At 51.3% G+C, this 24,788-nt stretch carries 25 protein-coding genes and 2 tRNA genes; 14 read left to right on the top strand and 13 right to left on the bottom strand.

Features of this window, described 5'->3' with window-relative positions:
* The first annotated feature begins 219 nt into the window (after positions 1-219).
* From QMG15_RS08075 to QMG15_RS08060, 4 genes are all read left to right on the top strand, one after another.
* Positions 220-819, top strand: a complete 600-nt coding sequence (locus QMG15_RS08075; RefSeq protein ID WP_281788169.1) for a type IV toxin-antitoxin system AbiEi family antitoxin domain-containing protein — start codon at positions 220-222, stop codon at positions 817-819.
* Complete coding sequence (locus QMG15_RS08070; RefSeq protein ID WP_281788168.1) at positions 816-1,664, top strand: nucleotidyl transferase AbiEii/AbiGii toxin family protein; 849 nt, start codon at positions 816-818, stop codon at positions 1,662-1,664. Before QMG15_RS08075 ends, QMG15_RS08070 begins: the two co-directional genes overlap by 4 nt.
* 13 nt (positions 1,665-1,677) lie before the next feature.
* Entirely contained in the window at positions 1,678-2,178 is a 501-nt protein-coding gene (locus QMG15_RS08065) for a hypothetical protein (RefSeq protein WP_281788167.1), read from the top strand.
* Positions 2,179-2,529: 351 nt separating this feature from the next.
* Positions 2,530-2,847: a hypothetical protein gene (locus QMG15_RS08060; protein WP_281788166.1), complete on the top strand. Its 318-nt coding sequence runs from the start codon at positions 2,530-2,532 to the stop codon at positions 2,845-2,847.
* Between the two features lie 261 nt (positions 2,848-3,108).
* On the opposite strand, the gene QMG15_RS08055 is transcribed toward QMG15_RS08060, so the two are convergent.
* From QMG15_RS08055 to QMG15_RS08035, 5 genes are all read right to left on the bottom strand, one after another.
* A complete protein-coding gene (locus QMG15_RS08055) occupies positions 3,109-4,464 on the bottom strand; it encodes a DUF3987 domain-containing protein (protein ID WP_281788165.1) in 1,356 nt (451 codons plus the stop codon).
* Positions 4,461-5,342 (bottom strand): plasmid partitioning protein RepB C-terminal domain-containing protein, encoded by an 882-nt coding sequence (locus QMG15_RS08050; RefSeq protein ID WP_281788164.1) that lies wholly within the window; start codon positions 5,340-5,342, stop codon positions 4,461-4,463. The genes QMG15_RS08055 and QMG15_RS08050 overlap by 4 nt, the downstream gene beginning before the upstream one ends.
* Positions 5,339-6,241, bottom strand: a complete 903-nt coding sequence (locus QMG15_RS08045) for a ParB/RepB/Spo0J family partition protein (protein WP_281790104.1) — start codon at positions 6,239-6,241, stop codon at positions 5,339-5,341. The genes QMG15_RS08050 and QMG15_RS08045 overlap by 4 nt, the downstream gene beginning before the upstream one ends.
* Before the next feature lie 2 nt (positions 6,242-6,243).
* The gene (locus QMG15_RS08040) at positions 6,244-7,809 is read right to left on the bottom strand and encodes a recombinase family protein (RefSeq protein WP_281788163.1); all 1,566 of its coding nucleotides are present in this window, start codon (positions 7,807-7,809) and stop codon (positions 6,244-6,246) included.
* Between the two features lie 151 nt (positions 7,810-7,960).
* Entirely contained in the window at positions 7,961-8,413 is a 453-nt protein-coding gene (locus QMG15_RS08035; protein WP_281788162.1) for a hypothetical protein, read from the bottom strand.
* A gap of 346 nt (positions 8,414-8,759) precedes the next feature.
* Between QMG15_RS08035 and QMG15_RS08030 the strand changes: the two genes are divergently transcribed.
* Positions 8,760-9,449, top strand: coding sequence for an NYN domain-containing protein (locus QMG15_RS08030; RefSeq protein WP_281788161.1), 690 nt, complete (start codon positions 8,760-8,762; stop codon positions 9,447-9,449).
* Between the two features lie 300 nt (positions 9,450-9,749).
* Here QMG15_RS08030 and QMG15_RS08025 read toward each other — a convergent pair whose 3' ends face one another.
* From QMG15_RS08025 to QMG15_RS08015, 3 genes are read right to left on the bottom strand one after another with little or no spacing between them, the layout of a single operon-like run.
* On the bottom strand, positions 9,750-10,151 hold the full coding sequence (locus tag QMG15_RS08025) for a hypothetical protein (protein WP_281788160.1): 402 nt from the start codon (positions 10,149-10,151) through the stop codon (positions 9,750-9,752).
* A complete protein-coding gene (locus QMG15_RS08020; protein ID WP_281788159.1) occupies positions 10,148-10,444 on the bottom strand; it encodes a DUF1330 domain-containing protein in 297 nt (98 codons plus the stop codon). The genes QMG15_RS08025 and QMG15_RS08020 overlap by 4 nt, the downstream gene beginning before the upstream one ends.
* 11 nt (positions 10,445-10,455) lie before the next feature.
* Positions 10,456-10,707, bottom strand: coding sequence for a DUF3297 family protein (locus tag QMG15_RS08015; protein WP_108360046.1), 252 nt, complete (start codon positions 10,705-10,707; stop codon positions 10,456-10,458).
* A gap of 47 nt (positions 10,708-10,754) precedes the next feature.
* Between QMG15_RS08015 and QMG15_RS08010 the strand changes: the two genes are divergently transcribed.
* Positions 10,755-11,210, top strand: coding sequence for a hypothetical protein (locus tag QMG15_RS08010; protein WP_108401511.1), 456 nt, complete (start codon positions 10,755-10,757; stop codon positions 11,208-11,210).
* 132 nt (positions 11,211-11,342) lie between these two features.
* Here the strand turns inward: QMG15_RS08010 and QMG15_RS08005 are convergent, their stop codons facing one another.
* Positions 11,343-11,912 carry a twin-arginine translocation signal domain-containing protein gene (locus tag QMG15_RS08005; protein ID WP_281790103.1) on the bottom strand — a complete coding sequence of 190 codons (570 nt, stop codon included), beginning with the start codon at positions 11,910-11,912 and terminating at the stop codon, positions 11,343-11,345.
* A 163-nt stretch (positions 11,913-12,075) separates the two neighbouring features.
* Between QMG15_RS08005 and QMG15_RS08000 the strand changes: the two genes are divergently transcribed.
* Positions 12,076-14,004 (top strand): radical SAM protein, encoded by a 1,929-nt coding sequence (locus QMG15_RS08000; RefSeq protein ID WP_281788158.1) that lies wholly within the window; start codon positions 12,076-12,078, stop codon positions 14,002-14,004.
* On the opposite strand, the gene mgtA is transcribed toward QMG15_RS08000, so the two are convergent.
* Positions 13,998-16,565: a magnesium-translocating P-type ATPase gene (gene mgtA / locus QMG15_RS07995; RefSeq protein WP_281788157.1), complete on the bottom strand. Its 2,568-nt coding sequence runs from the start codon at positions 16,563-16,565 to the stop codon at positions 13,998-14,000. The two genes, QMG15_RS08000 and mgtA, sit on opposite strands and share 7 nt — an antisense overlap.
* Before the next feature lie 85 nt (positions 16,566-16,650).
* Between mgtA and QMG15_RS07990 the strand changes: the two genes are divergently transcribed.
* Both QMG15_RS07990 and QMG15_RS07985 read left to right on the top strand, forming a co-directional pair.
* Positions 16,651-16,726: transfer RNA gene (locus QMG15_RS07990), tRNA-Gly, on the top strand.
* A gap of 63 nt (positions 16,727-16,789) precedes the next feature.
* On the top strand, positions 16,790-17,716 hold the full coding sequence (locus tag QMG15_RS07985) for a DUF535 family protein (protein WP_281788156.1): 927 nt from the start codon (positions 16,790-16,792) through the stop codon (positions 17,714-17,716).
* Between the two features lie 24 nt (positions 17,717-17,740).
* Here the strand turns inward: QMG15_RS07985 and QMG15_RS07980 are convergent, their stop codons facing one another.
* Positions 17,741-18,118 (bottom strand): hypothetical protein, encoded by a 378-nt coding sequence (locus QMG15_RS07980; RefSeq protein WP_281788155.1) that lies wholly within the window; start codon positions 18,116-18,118, stop codon positions 17,741-17,743.
* A gap of 153 nt (positions 18,119-18,271) precedes the next feature.
* On the opposite strand from QMG15_RS07980, the gene QMG15_RS07975 reads away from it, so the two are divergent.
* Positions 18,272-18,361, top strand: a tRNA-Leu gene (locus QMG15_RS07975).
* Positions 18,362-18,389: 28 nt separating this feature from the next.
* Positions 18,390-19,019 (top strand): DUF6806 family protein, encoded by a 630-nt coding sequence (locus QMG15_RS07970; RefSeq protein ID WP_281788154.1) that lies wholly within the window; start codon positions 18,390-18,392, stop codon positions 19,017-19,019.
* A gap of 101 nt (positions 19,020-19,120) precedes the next feature.
* Here the strand turns inward: QMG15_RS07970 and QMG15_RS07965 are convergent, their stop codons facing one another.
* Both QMG15_RS07965 and QMG15_RS07960 read right to left on the bottom strand, forming a co-directional pair.
* Complete coding sequence (locus QMG15_RS07965) at positions 19,121-20,671, bottom strand: fumarate hydratase (protein ID WP_281788153.1); 1,551 nt, start codon at positions 20,669-20,671, stop codon at positions 19,121-19,123.
* Positions 20,672-20,815: 144 nt separating this feature from the next.
* Entirely contained in the window at positions 20,816-21,127 is a 312-nt protein-coding gene (locus tag QMG15_RS07960; protein ID WP_108359920.1) for a c-type cytochrome, read from the bottom strand.
* 180 nt (positions 21,128-21,307) lie between these two features.
* Between QMG15_RS07960 and ilvD the strand changes: the two genes are divergently transcribed.
* The 3 genes from ilvD (at position 21,308) to QMG15_RS07945 (ending at position 24,783) form a co-directional block, all read left to right on the top strand.
* Positions 21,308-23,164, top strand: a complete 1,857-nt coding sequence (gene ilvD / locus QMG15_RS07955; protein ID WP_281788152.1) for a dihydroxy-acid dehydratase — start codon at positions 21,308-21,310, stop codon at positions 23,162-23,164.
* An 18-nt stretch (positions 23,165-23,182) separates the two neighbouring features.
* Positions 23,183-23,998, top strand: a complete 816-nt coding sequence (gene lgt, locus QMG15_RS07950) for a prolipoprotein diacylglyceryl transferase (RefSeq protein ID WP_281788151.1) — start codon at positions 23,183-23,185, stop codon at positions 23,996-23,998.
* Positions 23,999-24,114: 116 nt separating this feature from the next.
* Positions 24,115-24,783, top strand: a complete 669-nt coding sequence (locus QMG15_RS07945) for a GntR family transcriptional regulator (protein WP_281788150.1) — start codon at positions 24,115-24,117, stop codon at positions 24,781-24,783.
* Positions 24,784-24,788: the final 5 nt, after the last annotated feature.

Below are 24,788 nucleotides of genomic sequence, written 5' to 3'. Positions count from 1 at the left end.
GCTTCGCGGTGATACGGCGCATCCCACTTTGCATTGTGGGTATGAGTACTTCCAGCAACCAGCCAAGGAGCGCAAGGTTGTGAAGCTCAGCAGTTTTCCTGCTGTGGCTGCTGAGCATTCGTGTGGTCAGTGGTGTTCAAAGTCCTCCTAATTAAATTCTTGTTTTATGAAATTGCATGTACTTGTTGACAAGTACAGACAAAAACGTAAAATATGGGCATGCATCCGATCTCTCAACACCCAGCCCTCGACCTTGCAAATAAGCAGGGCTTTGTTCGTGCGCGTGAACTGGCGCTAGTCGGCGCAGCTGGGGGAACTCTTCAGCAACTCCTCAAGACAGGCAGCTTGGTCAAAGTAGGCCGAGGTGTTTACGCACCAGCAGGGCGTAAGCCGACAGAGCTGGACGACCTGGGCCCAATTGCAATTAAGTATCCGCGCTTGGTTTTTTGTTTGCTTACCGCATTGCAGCTGCACGGGCTAACAACGCAGTCCCCACATGAGGTGTGGGTTGCTGTTGGTCAGAAGGCGCGTGCTCCAAACATTGAATACCCGCCACTGCATGTCGTGCGTATGAGTGACGTGGAATACGGCATTAAGACAGCATCAGTCGATGGTGTGGTGCGAATCCCTGTGACGGATGTCGCCAAGACAATTGCAGACTGTTTCAAGTTTAGAAACAAGATTGGGCTTGATGTGGCACTTGAAGCCCTGAGAGATGCTTGGCAGCAAAAGAAGGTCACGATGGACGAGCTATGGCAAGCGGCTGAACACTGCCGAGTTGCCAACGTCATGCGCCCCTACATGGAGAGCTTGGTATGACGGTGAAAAACATTGGCGCTTCTGTTCGAGCGCGTATCAACAATAAAGCCAAAGCAGATAACGTCAATACACAGTTCCTGTTGACGCGCTACGCATTGGAGCGGATGTTGTATCGATTGGCTGTGTCTGAGCATCGTGACAGCTTCTTGCTCAAGGGGGCTTTGCTATTTGATCTTTGGTACGACGTGCCACTACGACCAACACGCGACATCGACTTGTTGGGTTTTGGCATGGCAGAGATTCCACACCTCATCAAAGTGTTTGAAGACTTATGCGCAATTCAAGTCGAAGACGGTATCAACTTTGAGTCAGCAAGCATCACTGCAGAAGAGATTCGCAAAGACGCAAATTACTCAGGCACACGAGTGACAGTCGTAGGCACGATTGACGGCGCTAAATGTACTGTCCAAGTTGACGTTGGCTATGGTGATGCCGTTACGCCAGCGCCAGAAATGGCAATATACCCTGTCATGCTCGAAGACATGCCAGCACCTGAGTTGCGTGTCTATCCGCAGTACACAGTGATTGCGGAGAAGTTTGAAGCGATTGTTTCGCTGGGTATGGCTAACAGCCGCATGAAGGATTACTTTGACTTGTGGGTGTTGCTGCGAAATGCTGACTTGGATCAGCAAATTCTTGAGCAAGCGGTGCATGCGACGTTCAACAGAAGAGTGACAGCGATGCCGACAGTGATCCCAGTAGGTCTGAGCGATCAATTCGCGCAAGGAAGAACTCGCATCGCGTTGTGGGATGCTTTCGTCGGCCGCAATAAATTGAACGCGGAGTCACTTTCAGCCACAGTGATTTATCTTCGTGAGCGATTTGCTTTTGTAATGAAGGGTTAGTTGGGTGAGTCTTATGGATATGGATTACTTTTTTTCAGAACCCACACTGCCCCCTGAGTTGCGTGCATTTCGTGAAAAATTAGAAGCATACAAATTTTCAGATAACGTTGCATGGATTTTGAATACGCCTGTTTTGATTCCAGAAAATGCATTCACAGATACAAAAGGGATTGCGCCCGATTTGAAGAGAAGCTTGATGATCAATGAGATTGAAGATCAGCGCAACATCAGATACACAGGTGGCCAACGAATTCAACTAGTGGTGTGTGACAAGAGTTCAGGAACTTTTGATGACGCTCCTGATTACGCCAAATTCAATGTCATGTACGTGATCCACAACGGTAAGTGTGTGATGGATGTGCTAGTCGACTACGGCTTGAAAGGTCGCAGACGTGAATACGGCGTAAAACATATATGCGAACTGACCGTCCATAGATTTGAAGATGGTCCATGGGTTAGTGATCTAGTTAAGCTCACCGATTTTCTGAAGAAACAACGCTACAAAAATGCTTGAGTCCAGTTAGTTCGTGCGGCTGAAATTTGTTTTTAAGTGAGGTGTGCATGAGTGCCTATGTAATTTTTGATGTCGAAATTCGTGATTCAGTTCGATACCAGGATTTCATGAATCTAGTTAAACCAGCGCTTGCCGAAGCTGGGGCAAAGTATTTGACGCGTGGCGGTGAACACCGCATTTATGAAGGTGACTGGAAGCCAAGGCGAGTCGTGATCTTGGAGTTCCCATCCATAGATGCTTGGGAAACTTTCTATCATGGCCCTGTTTACCAAGGGCTAAAGGCAATCCGAGACGAGTGTAGTTCTGCGCGATTGGTGGCGGTTGAAGGCTGTTAGATACTAAGGAATAAAAATGAGCTACGAAGAAAAAATTCAAACTGGTGTTGAGTTACTCAAGTTGTGTCAAAAACTTCAATCCGAAAAAGACGGTGTTGCTCGTCCTGAGCCTGGGGTGACTGACAAGACAAAGCCGCTAGATAAGTTTGCAATAGACGTAACGCAGTCAATCACTTATATGGCTTCACTGCACCAGCTGATACCAATCAACACTAAACTGGCTGAGCTTGGTCGAAAGTTAGAACTTGAAGGGAAGATTGCACCAAGAGTTGGCGATGACTACTCTCAACTAGCTCTTCAATATGTCTTAAAGGAGCATGGCATTACTGATTGAGTGGGGAAAAGGTAGGTCTGATTTCTCGACTAGAAAGAGAAATCGTCAACACAAAGCACCAATTTTTGAAGAAGCAACGCTACAAAGATGGCGCAGCACCGATAGCACATGTACAAAATAATCGCTAGTGGTGTAATGGCCATTAGGGTAAATGATTGAGCTGAGTGGTACATAAATGCGAAGTTTGAGAATCTAGCGAAATTATTTATCAATCAATGATTTATAACGATTTTTCGTGTGCGAACCTTGCGAAATTTTTGGCTAAATCAAGGTGTACAAATGCGATGGAGCGCCAGGTTTTTGGTCTGAGCGCGCCATTTTTTCTACTTTAATCTGGGGTGGAGATGTAGACAGAAGGTAGTTTAGGCAGCGGTCAATTTGTGATTTACTGGCATGTCCCTTGAAACAATGTCTACTTATGTCACTGCGCGTCGCTGTCTTTCGTTGTGACAAAAATTTCAACAATAAGTGAGAGTGTTCAATGGCTTCGGTTGTACGAACAGATTCGCTGGCTGTCGTGAACACGAATTGAATTGAGTCAGTGAAATAGTTGATCCAAGCGTTTGCTGCATCTAGATGCGCCGTTTCAATATGGATTGTCTTGTCGCACATGGCGAAAACCATAGCTAATCTCAAAAGCAGTGGAGCACGCCTTTCAAGCATTGCATTGACACGTTCAATGCCGTGATCTTGAGATAATTGCTTTACATAGATGGCGTTGTACTTCGCTTTGGCTTCAGGGGTTATCGCCATTTGAATCTGGTTTTCTTTATGGGATGAGCCCCCAACTTTTGCAAAATTTAGTACGTTCAAGGTTCGTTCGGCAAGCTCTGATATCGTTGCATTTGGCGTTGATTGGGGGAACGCTGTAATTTGCGTTCGTTCTGCCCAAATTATTAAAAAACGATTTGCAAAGCCGTTACTCAATTCTCTAGCTCCAAGGAGCGATATCAGTTCATCTGGAGTAATCGCACCGCTCATGCAAACATGTGGGCGACTAGCAAATACGCGATTAGTCTTTGTTGCTGGTTTAATGCAAACCCCATCCCAGCAATCACGTAGTGCCGTAGATAGTGTGTTGCCTTGACGGCGGCCTTGCTGAAGAATGTTCGCAAACTCTGACTCGACAACCCAGAGTCTTTTATCTTCTACTGCTGGGACTTCTTGATTTCCTTGTTTGAATCCATCATGAATTAGTGTTGCTAGTCCCTCTCTAGACGACAGACCTCCACGGTGAATCTGAGGGCTAATGCATGGGTCTCGTGAGTTGATAGCTTCATGAATTTTTATGACTAGAGAAAGCGAGTCACCCTTGCGGCCGCGCCCAGATCTGCCAACATGAAGACCAAATAGGCGAGGGTGATGCGCGGTGTTTCCCACTGGCAGATAAATCCCTCGACCTAACGCACAGGATATGTAGCTCAGAAAATTGAGTGCTATCGCGAATGGATTAGTCTCATTCCCATCACTTCCCGCAAGAGCAACATCACCGACGAGTCCGTATAGGCATTTCGGATCTGCTGTGGGAATGTTTCTGTGTAGCTGACTTTCAGGAAACGCCTCAACGGTTTGTCTCTCTCTGACCGTTAATGATTCAAATTTATTGAACTGACTCATTTGTCTAATGAATCAGTCTGAATGATGTTGACAAATTCGGCATGAACTTCAGGTTGAAATTGTTTGATGTATCTAGATGCTGTTGGGTTATCAAGCAACTTGACCAAAAAACCTTTAGCAAGAACGAGATTCAACACATCTTGCCCGTATGAGTCTTCTACTAGTTTGTACTGCTCTTGCAAATTTCCCATTTCTCGTTCCATCTTGACCATTTGCTCTGCACTGACGCCACGTATTTTTTTGGGCGTAAGTTCATCAGTAAGTAATGATGCAGGGGATGCGGCGAGAAGTGCTTCCGCATAAGTCACCGTAATGTTGTTTGCAGAGAGCATTAATTCGACGCACTCAATTTGCCGAGTTGGCTTCATTTTTCGAAGAATTCCGCCAATTTTTATTGAGAAAATTTGATCTCTTAAAAGTTCAGCAGCTTCTGTGCAAACGCCGTCAAGTAAACGAACTTTTCTCATGATGTTGCCAAGGTCAATGTTTAGACTTTTTGCAAGTTTTTCTGGTGATACTCCTCGATTTATAGCCCGCTTGATCATTAAATGTTCTTGGACAGTTGATAGTCGATTAACCCTATTGTTGTATGTGTAGGTCTCATCGTCTGTCGCTAGCAGACATTGAGACTCAGTGAATCCAAGCTCTCGCATTGCATGAAGGCGAGTGTGTCCATCAAGCAGTATGTGCATACCTGAGTCAGTTGTTGCCGAGCAAAGAGTTAAAGGTTCAATTAGTCCTATCGAACGTATAGATTCGAGCACCTGCTTGTATTTTCGAGAGACGTCAATGTTTCCCGGTAATTTGCGTGATGGGAGTATTTTTTCAAATTGAACCAGCATGGGTTCAGGGATGAAGCCAAGCGCGACTTGATTCATGTGGAGACTCCTACAGGCCAAACACGTTCAGCTAAAAAAGTGGGTAGTGTGTCTAAACCTTCTGCACGCAATAGGGTGGAGAAACTTTCCTCCGCAAGCAAAGACCGTAGTGCTCCGATTACGAACATGAGTTTTTGTTGAGTGAAGTCTGACTTCTTGATAAGTAGTTTTTGTCTTTCAACTTCACGTTGATAACTTCTGACCAAGCTTGAAGATGTAACGCCAGCATCACGTTTGTTTTTGATGCGGTAGCCGCCCAATGTCTTACCTAATGCTTGGCGCTTCTCAACTAAACGCTTTGCGTTTATCAGTTGTTTTCCCTTCAACTTCCCCGATTCATATGCTTCTTGCAAAGCTATTTGTATTGCTTTGTCATCATTGCCTGCTCCATTAATTGCTAGGGCTACGTACAAGGGGATTTTTCCTGCTTCTACTGCGGTTAGCAAACGATCTTCCTTGTTGCCAAGAAGTTGAAGAATTCCTTGAATGTAGTCAGTGCTTAGACCAGTTTTTTCAGCAATAGTCGACTTGTCATATCCCTGATCGCGCAAACGTTGGATGCCAGCAAGCAACTCGACGGCACGGCAGTGTCTTCGTGCTATGTTTTCAGCTAGGCTCATGATGAATGCATCATCATCACTAACGTTCACAATCATTGCGGGAATGCTTGTTTCGCCTAGCGCCTTAAATGCTTTCATTCGTCCTTCACCGCATACAAGCAAATAACGCTCTTCGCCATCTGGTCCTGGCCTAGATGTCACGGTGATTGGTTTTTTCAAGCCAATGGCTTTGATGTTTCCAACTATTTCTTCGAAGATTTTGTTGTTTCGTTCCCTTGGATTAAGTACCTCAATGGCATCAATAGGGATCAATCTCAATTCACCCTCACGCGGAATCATATTCACGCTGCTCTCCTAATGCGGGTTCTCTCCGCCATGCCGTATAGATATTCAAGGTCTTCAAAGCGATAGCTTTCGAACTCAATTCCGTTGCGTTCAGCCAAGCTGATGCCTTGCGAACCAAAATCAAGTCTCGGCAATAGGTAATAGTCCAAAGCAGAGGAGTTGTCCTGGTTCAGCCTGACAGCAACAGTTATGTCTGGCTGCAAACTTGTGTCAAATCTAACTTTCCATCTAAGTCGACCGGTTTCAAATGCCTGGCATCGCGCAAGAACAATCGACACTGAGAACTCTTTATTCACAGTGATTAGTTCGGTGCTGTTATCTCGTTGGGTGTATCCGCCGATGTCATTAATCTTTTTTTCAGTGTCATTAACTATCTGCGGGTGCATTTGTCGTAGGTAGCGATTAACTTCTAAGTAGCGATAGTCTCTGTCTGGTGTGAAACCAACCGTTTCATAAGCGCGAATTAAGCTTCCAAATCTTTGTATGTAGGCTGACGAGGAGGGCATTCCTTCTGTCTCATCGATGACTAGACCAGACAAGTAGCCACGATTTCGGTAAAGCATCCGAAGCTTGTCAATTAACTCTTCATCGGTAAATCTGTGAGTACGTGCACGAATCATTCCTTGTACCGTGTAAAACGCTTCAGTGGGAACAATGGCTTCAAATGCTGACTCTTTCTTGATCCACATTTGCGGGGTGTTGATCACGCGAAGCTTTTTGAGCTTGTATGAAATACGGTTATAGACGTTGTTGCCAATGTATTTTTCATTTGTGAGAATCTGATGGACTGTCGAGCGTGTCCATGGTCGATCTAAGTCAGTTGTTATGCTTAAACCGTTGAGTCGAGTGGCAATTTCCGCTTCGAGGATGCCATCGTTGATGAACCAGTCGTAGATTTGATTGACGACCCTGATTTCTTCTTCCGGCCCTGGCATCAAGATAACGCGATCTGTTTGCAGGCTTTTATGTTCGCCTCGGGTTAGTTCGCCTTTCATCGATCCAGTTTGATCAATTAAGACGCGTCGCAATCCATATCCGGCTGGACCACCTTGCCGATATCCCATTTCAATGAGACGGCATTGGCCTGCAAACACCTTTGTTGAGAGCTCACGGCTGTATTCACCAGCCATTGCCCGTTTTACACCTTTCACAATAGTGGAGACGGGAGAGCCATCATTTTCAAATTGCTCTGCGCAGTAGGCGACTTGGATACCCTTACGTCTACAGATGTATTCGTAATAGGCACTTTCATCAGCGTCTTGAAAGCGCCCCCAGCGGCTAATGTCATAAACCAAAATGATTTGAAAATCAGCTTGCCCTGACTCAACTACTCTTATGAGCTCTTGAAGACTTTGCCGTCCTTCAATCCGAAGTCCACTTTTACCTTCGTCGGCATACGTTCTAATAATTTCGATGCCACGCTTTTCCGCATATTCTGTGATCTTGTCGGCTTGGTTTTCCGTTGAGTACTGTTGGTGTTCAGTAGACATGCGGACGTATCTGACTGCTTTGAAAATTGACTTCTGAGTCGCTTCAACATTTGAGGGGGTGCCATACTGCATTTTTTTATCGCTTCAGTTTTCTTTTTTTGACTCCTGAAGCCACATCAGCTGAATGTGGCACACCCCAACCATCTCTTGTGCCATGACGAGAAGGAGTTTCAAAAGCTCTTAGGGCATAAGGTAGCCAGAAGAGCCTTAGATGGCTATCAAGTCATCTCTTGATATCTGTTGTTTGATGCTTAGAACCCGCATCAAATCTAGTGATTTCGACAATCCATGAGTCCATCTTTACATTGGGTACTGGAGCGATGACTTTGAGCGTGAACAACCCATCCGCAAAGGGAATTCCAGATGATTGCGCATCCATCTTTACTTTGTTGGAGAGTTCCCGCTTGATTGGAATTTGAGCCACTTTTGCAGGCTGGATTTCATGATCGCGTTCAGATTCTCGGTACTTGCGCCAGTAATCATGATTCCGAGTGGCCCAAGCTTTTTGAGCGCGTGCTTGGTTTTCTTTGTAGTCTGGATCAGTCTTGAGTTTGTTTGTTTGCCATTTCTTGCGGCGCTCTTTTTGGCAAGCCATTGAGTTGCAGTAGGTCTGCTTGGTAGCTTGTGGTGCTGGTTTGAAGGTTTTTCCACAATTCACGCATTGCTTGGATTTCATTGATGTTCTCCGTTTAAAGGGAGTTAAATGAAAACGCCAGTCATGCTCATGCCCGAGGGTGCGTTAAAGAGTGTTCCGTATAGAGTTTTCGAATTGCAAAGGCTCAGTTGCAGAACTGAAAAGATTGCAAAAATAGTCATAATGCTCTACACTGCACATGTGCAGTGTAGAGCAATGTGTAAGGTAAACGCTACAAACGGTGTGAATGACGTTGAATTGGTTCGCGAAACTTCACAAACTAGCACTAGAATAAAAACACAATCCCTTCGCGGTGTCATTAGGTTGGCTCAGGCTTAGGGCGAAAAGGTCATCGCAAGATGGCCTTTTCACTTTCTAGGCGCAGAACTTGTCACGAACCATCATCTACATCGACGGCTACAACCTCTATTACTCAAGGTTGAAGGGCACGCCTCATAAATGGCTAGATGTGGGGGCGCTGTTCCGTGATCAAATCCTTAAGCCGCAGGATCCCAGTGCAAATGTCATCTGCATCAAGTACTTCACTGCACCTGTCAAAGCTTCCTATGCTCGGCATGGCGTTGCATCTGAACATGCCCAAACTCAATATCACCGTGCCTTAAAAGCGATTCATGGTGACTTGATTCAGATCATTCAAGGGTTTCACATCTTTGGCAAAACCAACATGCCAATGCATGTTGAGGGGGCTGAGCCAGATAAGCAGAACCTAGCACCTGTCTGGATGATCGAGGAAAAGCAGACAGACGTGAACTTGGCTTTGCAGGTTTACAGAGATGCGGTGCGAGGTGAGTGTGACCACCAAGTCATTTGTACGAATGACAGCGATCTTGAGCCCGCCTTGCAGCTGGTTCGTCAAGATGCGCCAAATGTCCAGATTGGTCTAGTTGTCCCGCTGCGAGAAAAGGGGCTTTCTGGTGATGCAGTTTCAAATAAGCGCCTAACCAAGCGAGTCCATTGGGTTCGTCAGCACATCCTGGATGCAGAGCTTGAGAGCTCTCAATTGCCTAAAAACGTCAATACGAACAAGAAACCCGCTAAAAAACCGGCACATTGGTAGTTCTGAAGTTTGCTCAGATTTAGTGTTTTGATGCTTGCCTGTGTTTGAACGGTCGAAGATTAAAAATAGCTGGATAGAGTTCGGTTCTTGTTTTTAGAGCCATACTTTTATTACACGTTTTATTACACGGCTCAAGAATGTATATATAACCTATTGATTTATATAGGTTAATTTAGACTTATATACGTTGCAAATCCGTTTAGCCCAGTTCGACTCTGGGTCGCGCCTCCAAATAAAAAGCCGTTACTGTTCGCAGTAACGGCTTTTTTCTTGCCTGTTTATTAGCCAGGTTGACTGTGCTTATCCAACGTCTCGGTTGAGGTAAGTATTCAAGCGGTAAAGGGCCGCGGCGAGCAGGTTAAAGAACAAGATAGAAAGTGCAAAGTTGCGATACCACTTGGTTTCATTGTTTGCTTTTTCTTGCGTTAACAAATCCATTGCATGATCCGTACGCGCATGGATGTCCGAACCTTGGTTGCAGATTTGATGCGTTGCATCGTAGGGGTGTGCTTTGCCCTCGGCATTTTTTTCGCAATTGCGCAGCAGCTTGTCTGTGCTGAGGTGCAGTGCCTGCTCTTTGTTCAGCGTTTCGGTGAGGTTGGCTAAGTTTGCTTCGTAGCGCCAATTGGCAATCCAATAGGCTGGCAGTAGGGTGCAAACAAAGAAGACGAGGCCCATCTTTTGAATTCGTGTCAGCTTCATAGGTCGTAACCATCGACCAAAGCGAGCGCCCCTGTGGAGTTGTTGAGGCGGTGTTGAAGGATGGCTTGGTAGGCTTCGCTGTTGTACCAAGCTTCAGCAATTTCACGGCTCGGAAACTCCACCACCACGTTGCGTTCGCCTTGGGCTTTCCCCTCCAATTGAGTGGCATGGCCCCCACGGACCAAATATTTGCCGCCAAATGCCGCAATGGTGTGCGGTACTTGTGCGGAATACACCGCATAAGCTTGCGGGTTGGTGACCGTGATTTGGCCGATCAAATACGCCTTACTCATACTTGGTGTTCTTACTTGTAGAACGCTTCGACTTTGCCTTTGATTTTGATGAGCAGAGGTTTGCCTTTACGGTCGAGCGTTTTGTTGGCAGGAACTTTGACCCAGCCTTCAGACAAGCAATACTCTTCCACATCGAAGCGTTCTTTGTCGTTGAAGCGAATGCCAATCTCGTGTTCAAACACCGCAGGTGCATAGTGTGGGCTGCGTGGGTCGATCGACAGGTGGTCGGGCAGGGCGGGGCGTTGTGTAGTTGCGTCAGTCATGTGCATGATTTTCCACGATTTAGACCGTCATAAAATCTCAACACCTTATGCCTCAATATTTACTCATACTGTTCGTGATTGCCATGCAACCCTCGGCTTGGGCCGGTTGGGTGTATTTCACGAACAACAACCACGCCTCGAACGAGTATTACTTCGCGCCCGTGGAGGACAAAGGCAAGGTGAAGGTGCTGCGCACGTTTTCGCAGCTGCCCGTCGATGCCAAGGTGCCTTATCACACGCCGAAAGCTGTGGTGAAAGTGACCTTGTACAACTACGCGTCTGAGCAATCGACTTATGAGCTGAATTGCCAAGATCAAACGATTCAGTTGACCGAGCGTATTTTTTACCGCGATGGGGCAGGGAAGACACCGTTCATCACGCACACGATGAAAGACGCTTTCATTCAAGGCAGCAATTCAGAGTTTGCCAAGCAATTCATCAAAACGCCGTTGCGCTTTGATGACATCAAGCACTACCGCATCCATGAGGTAGCGTGCAAATAAAAGGGGACCGCTCTCGGCGGTGAATTGGAGTCCACACGCGCCCTCAAACTTCGGGCTGGTGGCGAGAGCGGTCATAAACCATAGCAACCTTGAACCCTTTGTATCGGCGCAAGGTGCTAGGGCTTTAGCGGTTTAGCCGATCAAATCGACACGACCGTCCAAGCTCATCACGCCGGTGATGACGCTCAACTTGGGGTGGCGCTTTTGAACTTGGCGGCGGAACTCATTCAAAGCCTCTGCATGCGCTTCGGTTTCATCGTGCTTGTCAGCCACCTTGTCGTCACCGAACGCCAGTTTGGCCGCGCCGCAATCGCGGTGGGTGATGCCCACGACGCGCTTGATGTGATGCAACGAGACGGTGATGTCCAAGTTGTCCCAATACGCTTTGTGCCAAGCAGAAAACTTGGGGTGCACCGCGCCAATGGGGCCGCCTGCGATCACGAATTGGCTGTAGTTGTCCGTTAACTTGTCGCGGCTGATGCCTTGCAACAGGCCCATGTATTGCCAGCTCAGGGTGGTGAAGCGCGGGTCAATGCAGTTGACCAGCATGGCTTCGTAGTTGCCGCTTGCAGCTTGGGCTTGGAAGGGCATCATGCCCATCATGCCGCCAGCCACCGTGGCAGCGCCGGCCGCTAAGAAGCCTCGGCGTGAGTGATTGCCGGCCAATTGAAGCGGGCCGCAGCAGGCGCAAGTAGGGGTCATGTGGCTCACAGTGGTGTCCTTGTTGAGTTTGAAAAAAGAGTTAGCCATTGGAGTTCGGCATCAAACCTATAACCTTGAGTGGTTTTGTAGGTTTTGTTGATTTTTACAGATATCCGATGGTGCCCGTGCGGCCAACAGGGGGCACCGATAATGGGTGCACATCATGTCTGAATCTCACTTGCCAGCCCCCACCTTTCGCGTTTTGAGCCTCATCCCTCCGATGACGCAGCTCAACACGCCTTACCCCTCCACCGCCTACCTGACGGGGTTTTTGCGTTCCCAGGGCGTGGATGCTGTGCAGGAGGATTTGGCTTTGGCCTTGGTGTTGGAGTTGTTCACACCGAACGGTTTGGCCCAAGTGCGAGCGTCTGCCTTGGCGCAGCCAGAGGCCCAGCGCAGCGCCAGCGTGAATTACTTTTTAGACTATTTCGAGAGCTACCAATCCACCATTGCCCCCACCCTTGCATTTTTGCAAGGGCGTGATGCCACGTTGAGCCACCGCATTGCAGGCCGTGGCTTTTTGCCGGAAGGCCCGCGCTTTGCTTCGCTGGACGCCTATGACGATGAAGGCAGTGGTGACCCCTTGGCTTGGGCCTTTGGGGCGTTGGGTCAACAAGACCGCGCACGCCACTTGGCCACTTTGTATTTGAACGACTTGGCCGATGTGTTGCGCGATGCAGTCGACAGCCGCTTTGAATTTGTGCGTTACGCCGAACAGCTGGCGGGCAGTCAAGCCACGTTCGAGCCCTTGGCCCAAGCCTTGGCCGCCGCCCCCACGCTGGTGGACGACACACTTCAAGCTTTGACGCTGGCGGTCATTGCCAAACACCAGCCGCAGTTGGTGTTGCTTTCCGTGCCTTTTCCTGGCGCGGTGTACGCAGCTTTTCGCATGGCGCAGACCATCAAGGCCCATCACCCACACATCCACATTGGCTTAGGCGGCGGGTTTGTCAACACCGAGTTGCGCGAGCTGACCGAGCCTCGCGTGTTTGACTATGTTGACTTCATCAGCCTCGATGCCGGCGAGCGGCCTTTACTGGCTTTGCTTGAGCACTTGCAAGGCAAACGAAGCGTGCAGCGGTTGGTGCGTACCTTTGTGCGCAACGATGCAGGCGAAGTGCGCTTGATGAATTGGGCCGAGCCCGATGTGCCGTTTGAGGATGTGGGCACACCCACTTGGGATGGCTTGCCGTTGGACCGTTACCTGTCGCTGCTTGACATGCTCAACCCCATGCACCGCTTGTGGAGCGATGGCCGTTGGAACAAGCTGACGGTGGCCCACGGCTGTTACTGGAAGAAGTGCAGTTTTTGCGACGTCAGCCTGGACTACATCTCGCGCTACGAAACGGCATCGGCAAGCACGTTGGTCGATCGCATTGAAAAAATCGTGGCCGAGACAGGGCAAACCGGTTTTCACTTTGTAGATGAGGCCGCACCACCCAAGGCCCTCAAAGCTTTGGCCGAAGAGCTGTTGCGCCGCAAGGTTCATATCTCTTGGTGGGGCAATATTCGATTTGAAAAAACCTTCACGCCCGAGTTGGCTGAATTGCTTGCGCAGAGCGGTTGCATCGCCATGTCCGGCGGTTTGGAGGTTGCCTCAGATCGGCTTTTGAGTTTGATGAAAAAAGGCGTCTCGGTCGAGCAGGTGGCGCAAGTCACCAAAGGCTTCTCGGAGGCAGGCATCTTGGTGCACGCCTATTTGATGTACGGCTTTCCGACGCAGACACTGCAAGACACCGTGGATGCGCTGGAGTACGTGCGCCAACTGTTTGAGAACGGCTGTATTCAAAGCGGTTTCTTCCATCGCTTTGCATGTACCGTGCATTCACCTGTGGGGCAAAACCCCGCTGACTACGGTGTGCAAGTGGTGCCCCTTCCAGAGGTGAGTTTTGCGAAAAACGACATTGCTTTCATCGACCCAACCGGCACAGACCACGACACCTTAGGCCTTGGACTGAAGAAGGCCATTTACAACTACATGCATGGCGTGGGGGTGGAAGAGGACGTGCGCCAGTGGTTTGACTTACCAAAGGCCAAGTGTCCGAAAACTACGGTGCCGCGTCACAAAATTGCCAAAGCCTTGGGCTATTGATGGCTCAAGGCGCGTTGGTAAAAAATGCGTTTCACCACCTCGACCACGCCCAGATAGGTGACCACCATCGCCCCCAAGATGCCATAAAAATACGCAGGGGGTGCCACAAAGCCCAGATGCGATCCCAGCGGTGTGAGCGGCAGCCCGATGGCCGTGGCCACAACCGCAATTGAGGTGAAGGCGAGCAACGGATGCGGCTTGCTCTTGAACGGGTTGCCGCGCGTACGAATGATGAAAATCACCAACACCTGTGTGCAAAGCGATTCCACAAACCACCCTGTTTGAAACAGTTGTTCTTCGGCTTTCAAAACTTCCAGCAGTACATAGAAAGTCAAGAAGTCGAACACCGAGCTGATGGGGCCGATGACCAGCATGAAGTTTCGAATGAAGTCGAGGTCGAGCACGCGCGGTTTGGCTGTCTCTTGGGCATCCACTTCGTCCAAAGGAATTGGAATTTCAGAGATGTCATACAGAATGTTGTTCAGCAAAATTTGCGTGGGCAACATCGGTAAGAAGGGCAAAAACAAAGCCGCTCCCGCCATGCTGAACATATTGCCAAAGTTTGAGCTGGTGCCCATCATGATGTACTTCATGATGTTGCCAAACGTCCGGCGTCCTTCCAAGACGCCAGCGTGCAACACATTCAAATCTTGTTTCAACATGATGATGTCGGCGGCTGCCTTGGCCACATCAACGGCTGAGTCCACAGACAAGCCCACGTCTGCTGCGTGCAGCGACGGTGCATCGTTGATGCCATCGCCCATATAGCTCACCACATGGCCATTGCCCTTGAGCGCCAAGATGACGCGCTGTTTTTGCCCGGGGTTCACACGACAAAACAGGTTCGCAGTTTCTACGCGGCGTTGCAGCGCTTGGTCGTCGAGTTGGGCAATTTCTTTGCCGGTCAACACGCCCGTTACTTCAATGTTCAATTGCGCGCACACATGACGCGTGACCAAATCACTGTCGCCTGTGACCACCTTGATGGTGACGCCCGCTTGTTGAAGTTTCGCAAGGGCAGGGGCTGCACTTTCTTTGGGAGGATCAAGAAAGGCGGCAAAGCCTGCCAACACCAAGGCCGATTCATCGTTCACCACGGCCATGGCGTGATCGCGCTGCACTTCGCGCCACGCCACACCGAGCACGCGCAAGCCGTCGCTTTCCAGTGCGTGGTAGCGATCACGAATCGCTTGCAAGCGAGCATCGTTGACTTCGCTGGGTGCGATGCAGCCCTCCGCGTTGATTTCTACATGCGTACACAAGCGAACAATGTCTTCGGCCGCACCTTTGGCGACCAGCCAGCGTTGCGTGCCGTTATCGACCAATACCGAGACGCAGCGGCGCTCAAAGTCAAACGGGATTTCATCAATTTTTTGCCAAGCGCTGACGTCGATGGTTTGGTGATTCAGAATGGCTTCGTCGAGCGGACTTTTCAAACCTGTTTCAAAAAAGCTGTTGATGTAAGCCAGCTCTAAAACACGGGGGCTGTCTTGGCCACTGAGGTCTAAATGGCGCTCAAGGCGAATCTTGGCTTCCGTGAGCGTGCCTGTTTTATCGGTGCACAGCACATCCATAGAGCCCAAATCTTGGATCGCCGTTTGTCGCTTCACAATCATTTGGAGCTTGGCCAGTCGAATGGCACCACGTGACAGCGTGACCGACACCACCATCGGTAACAGCTCTGGCGTCAAGCCCACAGCCAACGCCACCGCAAACAAGAACGACTCCAACCAAGGTTTATGAAACCATGCGTTCACCAACAGCACAAACAACACCAACACCACGGTCAATCGCATGATGAGCATGCCAAAGCGACGCGTGCCTATTTCAAACGAGGTGGCGGGCGTGGGCTTTTGAATGCTGTCTGCAATGTCGCCCATTGCCGTTTGCGTGCCCGTCTTGACGACCCATACACGTGCGCTGCCACCAATGACCGAGGTCCCCATGAAAACGGCATTGCTGGCTTCTTGCAAGTCGGTGGACGTTGGGAGCAAGGTGCTGGGATGTTTTTCCACGGGGTAGGCCTCACCCGTGAGCAACGATTGGTTGACGAAGAAGTCATTGGCTTCTAATACCAAGGCATCTGCAGGCACCAAACTGCCGGCACTCAACAAGACCACATCGCCAGGGACCACATCGCGTACCGGTATTTCTACAGATTGGCCATCACGCAGCACCGTGGTTCGTACCGAAACCGATTGCCGGAGTTTGTCCGCTGCCGCATTGGCTCGGAACTCTTGCACAAAGTCCAAGGTGACGCTCAGCAGCACGATGCCGCTGATGATGATGAAGTTTGTGATTTCACCCGTCAGTACCGACACGGAGCTTGCCAGCAACAGCACCACAACCAATGGATTTTTGAAGCGGGCGAGAAACTGGCGAATCAGCGACGGACCTTGATGGCGCGACAGTGTGTTGGGGCCAAAATTGCGGATGCGTTCCAGCGCTTCTGTCGATGACAACCCGCGACTTGCTGTTTTTTCTGTGTATTCGTTTGGCGCAGCTATCCACCAAGGCGCCGCGTTGGCGTTGATTTTGGGGCCTGCTGAATCTTGGGGCATCACCATCTTTAAATTTTCTTGATCGTAGTCCTGAAATCGGGTGAATTTGAGATTAGAATTACGGCTTCGGAATTAAACACTCCACGCGGGAATAGCTCAGTTGGTAGAGCGCAACCTTGCCAAGGTTGAGGTCGCGAGTTCGAGCCTCGTTTCCCGCTCCAATTTCAAAGAGCCCCTGAAACACATGTTGCAGGGGCTTTTTTGTATCTATCGAAGCAACACCAATGACCCACAGAAGTTTGGATGCACCCACCTCGCAAGAGTTATTCCGCCTGACCGACAACGGTTCTGGTGGATGGTTGCAGACTGCCAAGCGTCGGTTGAAATTTCGTTTGCGTTATTGGTGGTGTGAAGCACATTTGCGACGCATTCACAGCTTCTTCCAAGACCATGGATTGGCTGAACTCACGCACACCGAACTGCCGGTGATGTTGCGTCCCATGCGCCCTTATCTGTGGGGCGGTCTAGGGGTTGAGGCACGGACCAACGCCATGCTCGCGCATTTTGAGTGGTTGATGGCGCGTCACTCAGCCCAAGCGGTGGTTGATTTTTACAAGCGCGGCTCGTACACGTTCTTCAAACAAAGCTATCCCGAGGGTGATATCACCATTGATATCGAGCCTGGACGAGGTTTAGGGCGTGAAGGTGAGTTTGAGCTTCACCTCAAGTTCAACGGCGCTGCAGTGATGCGTGCTGCATTTAGCATCTTGCCTGCTCAGATGGTGGGTATGCAAGAGCCCGGTTTTGTCATGGCAATTGGGAACATGCAAGGCCAGCGTTTTTTGAATCAAGAAATCAAAATCGTCACGCAAAAAATGGAGCGCACACGTCCACAAAATATTTTGATGACTGCGTTGCAGGGCTTGGCTTCAGGCTGGCAGTTAGTGGGGATGGTGGGTGTATCTGATGTCGCCCACGTTTATTCCGGTTATCGCAGTTTGTCTCAGCGTGTGGGCCAGAGCTACGACGGCCTGTGGGCAGAAATGGGCACCACGGGGGCTTTGTCGAAGGTGCATTGGAATTTACCGATCCAATGGGTCGCACGCTCAGAGCAAGATGTGCCTTCTAACAAGCGATCGCAATTGCGCCGCAAAAACGAAATTCGCCAAAAGATTTTTGACGAAGTGGCACGCAACAGCGCAGGTCTTTGACCTCCTGCGCCGTGGACTTCTCGCTTACTTTTTAGGCAGTGCACCGCCACTTTTCACACATTCATCCAGGGTTTTGAATTCGGTGAATTTTTTAGTGCGCTCGTAGCTGGTGCTGTTTTTGTCGTGACAAATGCCGGATTCCGATTTTTTCACAATCGGCTCAGCCGCTGCTTGACCGGCAACGGGACGGCCACCGCTCTTGATGCACTCGTCCATTGAGGCAAAGCCTGTGAATTTTTTGGTGTTACCAAAAGAGGCGCTGGTTTTGTCATGGCAGATGCCTGAATCTGATTTTTTAACCACGGGCTCTGCAGCTTCTTTTTTGTCTGCTGCATGTGACACGCTGAGGCACAAGCCCAGCAGGGTGGCCAGCAAAAGTTGGTGTGTGGTGCGCTGTGTCATGGATGCTCTCCTATAGGTTGTTCAACGGTTTCAAGTTTTAAGGCATGCTTAAAAATTTCCAGTGCCAATATAGACTAAAAATATGAAAAATCAGCGTTGCTTAGCGCACGTCACAGAGGTGGCTGGCGTAAAATCAGCGCACACAACGACACTGCCCGAGTGGTGAAATTGGTAGACACAAGAGACTTAAAATCTCTCGCTTCCGTAAGGGGCGTACCGGTTCGATTCCGGTCTCGGGCACCATCAATAGGCACAAGGAAGGAGTTTCGTCATGGCACGCTACAACGCCGCGTATGAAATTCATGTGCATGGACTGATTCCCCTACAGGCCGAAGTTGGCCTGGAACAGTTGCAAGACGCGTTGCGCCCTTTGTGGCAATACGCAGGCGCCTCATCGCTTGAGGACGGCGCAAGCAGCTCATACCCCGAAGAGCCCGGTATTCGTTTCAACCCCGAAGAGCGCACATTGCAGATGTGCTGGACAGTCTCAGGCGATGACGATTTTCGTCAAAGCTTGGATGAAATGTGCATGAGCTTGAACGAGCTCACCGCCGCGGGTGCGCCCATTGAAGTCACGTTTTATGACAACGACTTTGACGAAGAGGACGATTCACGTGGCCAAGACTCACGCGATGATTTCATGATGCTGTTTGTAGGCCCCACACCTGCCGATATCATGCAAGCGCAACGCGACATGTTGGTCAACGACGTGATTCACCTGATGGAGCGCCACTTTGACGGCGCCGAATTGGGCGGCGTGGTCAACGAAATTGACAAGCTCTTTTCAGAGCGCTTTGACAACTTGGTGAACTCGCTCGATTTGGGTCGCCCTCCGCGTGGACCCAACGGCGGTCACGGTGGTGGCGGTCATGGTGGTCGCAAGCCACGCCATTTGCACTGACGCACAAGACGACAAATCGAAGCGCCATTGCTTCGGATGTTTGAAACCATAAAAAACCGGCCTCTGCAAAGAGAGCCGGTTTTTTCTTAAGCGTCGCAGGCTCAGTTGGATTTGATGCCGATGCCTTTGAATTCACCCGTGGCAATGCGCTTTTCCCACTCAGCAGGGCCGGTGATGTGGGCGCTGGTGCCGCCTGAATCCACAGCCACGGTCACGGGCATGTCGACCACGTCAAACTCATAAATGGCTTCCATGCCGAGGTCGGCAAAACCCACCACTTTGGCGTGCTTGATGGCTTTGGACACGAGGTAAGCCGCGCCGCCCACTGCCATCAGGTAGGCCGACTTGTGCTTCTTGATGGCTTCAATGGCGGTTGGGCCGCGTTCGGCTTTGCCCACCATCGAGATCAAGCCAGTTTGAGACAACATCATCTCGGTGAACTTGTCCATGCGGGTGGCTGTTGTTGGGCCAGCTGGTCCAACCACTTCGTCACGCACAGGGTCGACGGGGCCGACGTAGTAAATCACGCGGTTGGTGAAGTCCACGGGCAACTTCTCGCCCTTGGCCAGCATGTCTTGGATGCGTTTGTGCGCCGCATCGCGGCCGGTGAGCATCTTGCCGTTGAGCAGAATAGTTTGACCAGGTTTCCAGCTCGCCACTTCTTCTTTGGTGAGGGTGTTGAGGTCCACGCGCTTGCTCTTTTGTGTGTCTGGGGTCCAGTTGACATCGGGCCACAGGTCGAGCGAGGGCGCTTCCAAATACACAGGGCCTGAGCCATCCATCACAAAGTGGGCGTGGCGTGTGGCGGCGCAGTTGGGGATCATCGCAATCGGCTTGCTGGCCGCGTGCGTGGGGTACATCTTGATCTTCACGTCGAGCACGGTGGTCAAGCCGCCCAAGCCTTGTGCGCCAATGCCCAACGCGTTGACCTTGTGGTATAGCTCCAAACGCAGTTCTTCAACTTGCGTGAGCTTCTCGCCCTTGCTGGATTTCTCCAGTAACTGGTACATGTCGAGGTCGTCCATCAAGCTTTCTTTGGCCATGAGCACGGCTTTTTCAGCGGTGCCGCCAATGCCAATGCCCAACATGCCAGGAGGGCACCAGCCCGCGCCCATGGTGGGGACAGTTTTCAGCACCCAATCGACGATGTTGTCGCTGGGGTTGAGCATGTACATCTTGGACTTGTTCTCGCTGCCGCCGCCTTTGGCTGCCACGGTCACGTCCACTTTGTTGCCAGGCACGATTTGCGTGAAGATCACGGCGGGTGTGTTGTCTTTGGTGTTTTTGCGCGCGAACTGAGGGTCATCGACCACCGAGGCGCGCAGCATGTTGTCGGGGTGGTTGTAGCCACGGCGCACGCCTTCGTTGATGGCGTCGTCCAAGCTGCCGGTGAAACCTTCCCAGCGCACGTCCATGCCGATTTTCAAGAACACGTTCACGATGCCCGTGTCTTGGCAAATGGGGCGGTGCCCCATGGCGCTCATCTTGCTGTTGGTCAAGATTTGCGCAATAGCGTCTTTGGCGGCTGGGCTTTGCTCGCGCTGGTACGCGCTGGCCAAGTGGCTGATGAAGTCGGCGGGGTGGTAGTAGCTGATGTACTGCAGGGCAGCGGCGACCGATTCAATCAGGTCGTTTTGGCGGATCGTGGTCATGGATGAAGTCCTGAAAAAGGCCAGAGGTAATAACAGCGGGTGAGTTTACTCAAAGCCCCTGTCGGGATGCTGTCAGCTTGTGCGTGACGTTTGGGCATAAAAAAACCGCTGAGGTGCGCAGCGGTTTCTCATGGGGTGACGTCGTTACTTGATGGTCAAGACCCAAGCGGCCAATTTCTTGGCTTCTGCATCATTGACTTGTGTGTTGGCGGGCATAGGCACGGGGCCCCACACGCCCGCCCCACCTTTTTGAATTTTGGTGGCCAGCTTGTCTGCGGCAGATTTGTCGCTGGCGTATTTAGCGGCCACATCTTTGAAAGCGGGGCCAACCAGTTTTTTGTCCGTCGCATGGCAGGCCATGCAGTTCTTGGATGTGGCCAAAGCTTGGTCAGCCCAAGCGGGGGCAGACACCGAGGTGACAGCGAAGGTGAGCAAAGTTAAAAGATTCTTTTTCATGTCGTGGCCCCTTCAATGCGTTAAGTCGTAGACGTTGTGCCAGTTTATATCGGTCTGTGTGCGGTCACGTTTGTCCCCGCCCGGGGTGATGACTTGGCATGTTGGCTTCGGGGAAGGCGTGATGCGTGGGCGATAATTAACCAAGACTTTTATTGACGCTTTTTTGACCGGAGCCCTCACATGCCTGCTTACCGTTCCAAGACCTCTACCGCTGGCCGCAACATGGCGGGTGCTCGTTCGCTGTGGCGCGCCACAGGCATGAAGGATGACGACTTCAGCAAACCCATCATCGCCATTGCCAACTCGTTCACACAGTTTGTGCCAGGCCATGTGCATTTGAAGGACTTGGGCCAACTGGTCGCTCGCGAAATTGAAGCCGCGGGTGGCGTGGCCAAAGAGTTCAACACCATCGCTGTGGACGACGGCATTGCCATGGGCCATGACGGCATGTTGTATTCGCTGCCCAGTCGCGACATCATTGCGGATTCGGTGGAGTACATGGTCAACGCCCACTGCGCTGATGCGATTGTGTGTATCTCCAACTGCGACAAGATCACCCCCGGCATGTTGATGGCCGCCATGCGCTTGAACATCCCCGTCATCTTTGTGTCGGGTGGCCCGATGGAAGCGGGCAAAGTGCGTCTGGCCAACCCAGAGACGCAAGTCATGGAATTCAAGAAGCTCGACTTGATTGACGCCATGGTGATGGCGGCGGACGACAAAGTGTCAGACGCCGATTTGGCTGAAGTCGAACGCTCCGCTTGCCCCACTTGCGGTTCATGCTCGGGCATGTTCACCGCCAACTCTATGAACTGCTTGGCTGAAGCGTTGGGTTTGGCTTTGCCAGGCAACGGCACCGTGGTGGCAACACACGCCGACCGCGAACAACTGTTCAAACAAGCCGGCCGCACGATTGTGGATTTGTGCAAACGTTATTACGAACAAGACGACGCATCGGTGTTGCCACGCTCCATGGGCTTCAAAGCCTTTGAAAACGCGATTGCGCTTGACATCGCCATGGGCGGCTCGACCAACACCATCCTGCACATCTTGGCGATTGCCCAAGAAGCCGAGATTGAATTCACCATGGCCGACATCGACCGCATGTCGAAAATCGTGCCTCAGTTGTGCAAGGTCGCACCCAACACCAACAAGTACCACATCGAAGACGTGCACCGCGCGGGCGGCATCATGGGCATCTTGGGCGAGCTGGACCGGGCAGGCAAGTTGCACACCGACGTGGGCACCGTGTTGGGCAAGACCATGAAGGAAGTGCTCGACGAATGGGACATTGCACGCAACCCATCAGACGCTGTGAAAAAGTTTTACATGGCCGGCCCCGCAGGCATTCCGACGCAAGTGGCCTTCAGCCAAAACACCCGTTGGCCTAGCCTCGACACTGACCGTTCCGAAGGTTGCATTCGCTCGCTCGACCATGCATTCAACAAAGAAGGCGGCTTGGCCGTGTTGCGCGGCAACATCGCGCTCGATGGCTGCGTGGTGAAGACGGCTGGCGTGGACGACAGCCTGTTGGTGTTTGAAGGCCCTGCCCATGTGGTGGAAAGCCAAGACGAAGCCGTGGAAAACATCTTGAGCGACAAAGTCAAAGCAGGCGACATCGTCGTGGTGCGTTACGAAGGCCCCAAGGGCGGTCCCGGTATGCAAGAAATGTTGTACCCCACGAGCTACATCAAGTCCAAGGGCTTGGGCAAGGCCTGTGCGTTGTTGACCGATGGTCGTTTCTCTGGCGGCACTTCTGGTCTGTCGATTGGTCACTGTTCGCCCGAAGCGGCGGCTGGCGGCACGATTGGTTTGGTGAAGAACGGCGACCGCATTCGCATCGACATTCCGAATCGCAGCATCAATGTGTTGGTGAGTGATGAAGAACTGGCCAAGCGCCGTGTCGAGCAAGACAAGCTGGGCTGGAAGCCTGTGTTGGCGCGTCCTCGCAAAATCTCTGCTGCACTTAAAGCGTATGCCTTGCTGGCCACCTCGGCAGACAAAGGCGCGGTGCGTGATTTGTCTATGCTCGACTAATCAACAGGCTTAGCGCGCATGTTGATTCACCCGCAAATTGATCCGGTGGCGTTGGCTGTCGGCCCGTTGGCCATTCACTGGTACGGCCTGACTTACTTGGCTGCATTCGCTTTGTTTGTGGGTTTGGCGCGCTTGCGTTTGACGCATGAGCCCTATGCCGCGCAAGTGGTGCTGGGGTCGTGGTCTAAACAAGACATCGAAGACATTCTGTTTTACGGTGTGATGGGCGTGATCTTGGGCGGGCGCATTGGCTATTGCGTGTTCTACAACCCCGCGTATTACCTTGAGCATCCACTCGAAGTGTTGGCTTTGTGGCAAGGCGGCATGAGCTTTCATGGCGGCATGTTGGGCGTGTTTGTGGCCACGGCGGTGTTTGCGTGGCAGCGTCATCGCCCTTGGTTGTGGGTGACCGACTTCATTGCGCCTTGCGTGCCGACGGGCTTGGCCGCAGGTCGCGTGGGCAATTTCATCAATGGCGAGTTGTGGGGCAGGGCGGCAGACCCAAGTTTGCCTTGGGCCATGGTGTTTCCACAAAGTGGCAGCCTCATCCCGCGTCATCCTTCACAGATCTACCAATTCTTAGGCGAAGGCCTTTTGCTGTTTGTGGTGCTGTGGTTGTACGCCCGCAAGCCACGTGCTGTGGGGGCGGTGTCTGGTGTGTTCATGATCGGCTATGGCAGCTTGCGCTTTGTGGCCGAATACTTCCGCGAACCCGATGCGCATCTGGGTTTGCTGGCACTGGGCATGAGCATGGGCCAATGGCTGTGCGTGCCCATGGTGTTGGTGGGTGTGGCCTTGTGGCTGCACGCGGTGCGCCAAACAAATCCCGTTTAATTTTTCGATTTAAGGGTTAATCCTTTGAGGGAAAGTCCCTGCGAATTAGGGCTGGTTTTTCGCTGTTTGAATCTCATAATTACGTGTAATTACAGAGATGCATCAACCCAAACCCAATGCGCACACTTCCTAGCTCCTTGCACGACGATGTGGCTTTGCAGCTGCGCAACTACATCTTTGACGGCCAGCTCAGGCCCGGCAGCTTCATTGACGAAGTGACTTTGTGTGAGCTGTGGTCCATCTCGCGCACGCCGTTGCGCGAGGCGCTGAAGGTGCTGACGGCCGAAGGCTTGGTGCGCCATGAACCGCGTCGAGGTTGCTTCGTGAACGAGGTGACCGAGCAAGACCTTGATGACATTTTTCCTGTCATTGCCTTGCTTGAAGGGCGCTGCGCTTTTGATGCCACCCAACGCGCCACGCCAGCCGATGTTCAGGCGCTTGAGGTGTGGCACCAGCGCTTAAAGCAGCACGCCGAAGCAGGCCGCATCAACGACTATTACGAAGCCAACTTCGCCATCCACGAAGCCATCATCCAGCTGGCCAACAACAAGTGGCTGGCACAAACCATTGCCGACTTGCGCAAAATTTTGAAGCTTGCGCGTTTGCAACAGCTGCATGCACCCGGGCGTTTGAAGCAGAGTTTGAAAGAGCACCTGGCGGTGTTTGCTGCACTCAAAGCGGGTGATGCCGCAGGCGCAGACCTAGCCATGCGCAATCATTTGTTGCAACAGCGCGAGGCTTTGCGTGAGCTGGCCTTCGCCAAACGCAGTGTGTTGACGGCTTGACGCCA

Source organism: Limnohabitans sp. INBF002, from assembly GCF_027924905.1.
Classification (GTDB): domain Bacteria; phylum Pseudomonadota; class Gammaproteobacteria; order Burkholderiales; family Burkholderiaceae_C; genus Limnohabitans.
The sequence above is the reverse complement of the archived record's forward strand: the minus strand, read 5'-3'. Positions and strand labels throughout refer to the sequence as shown.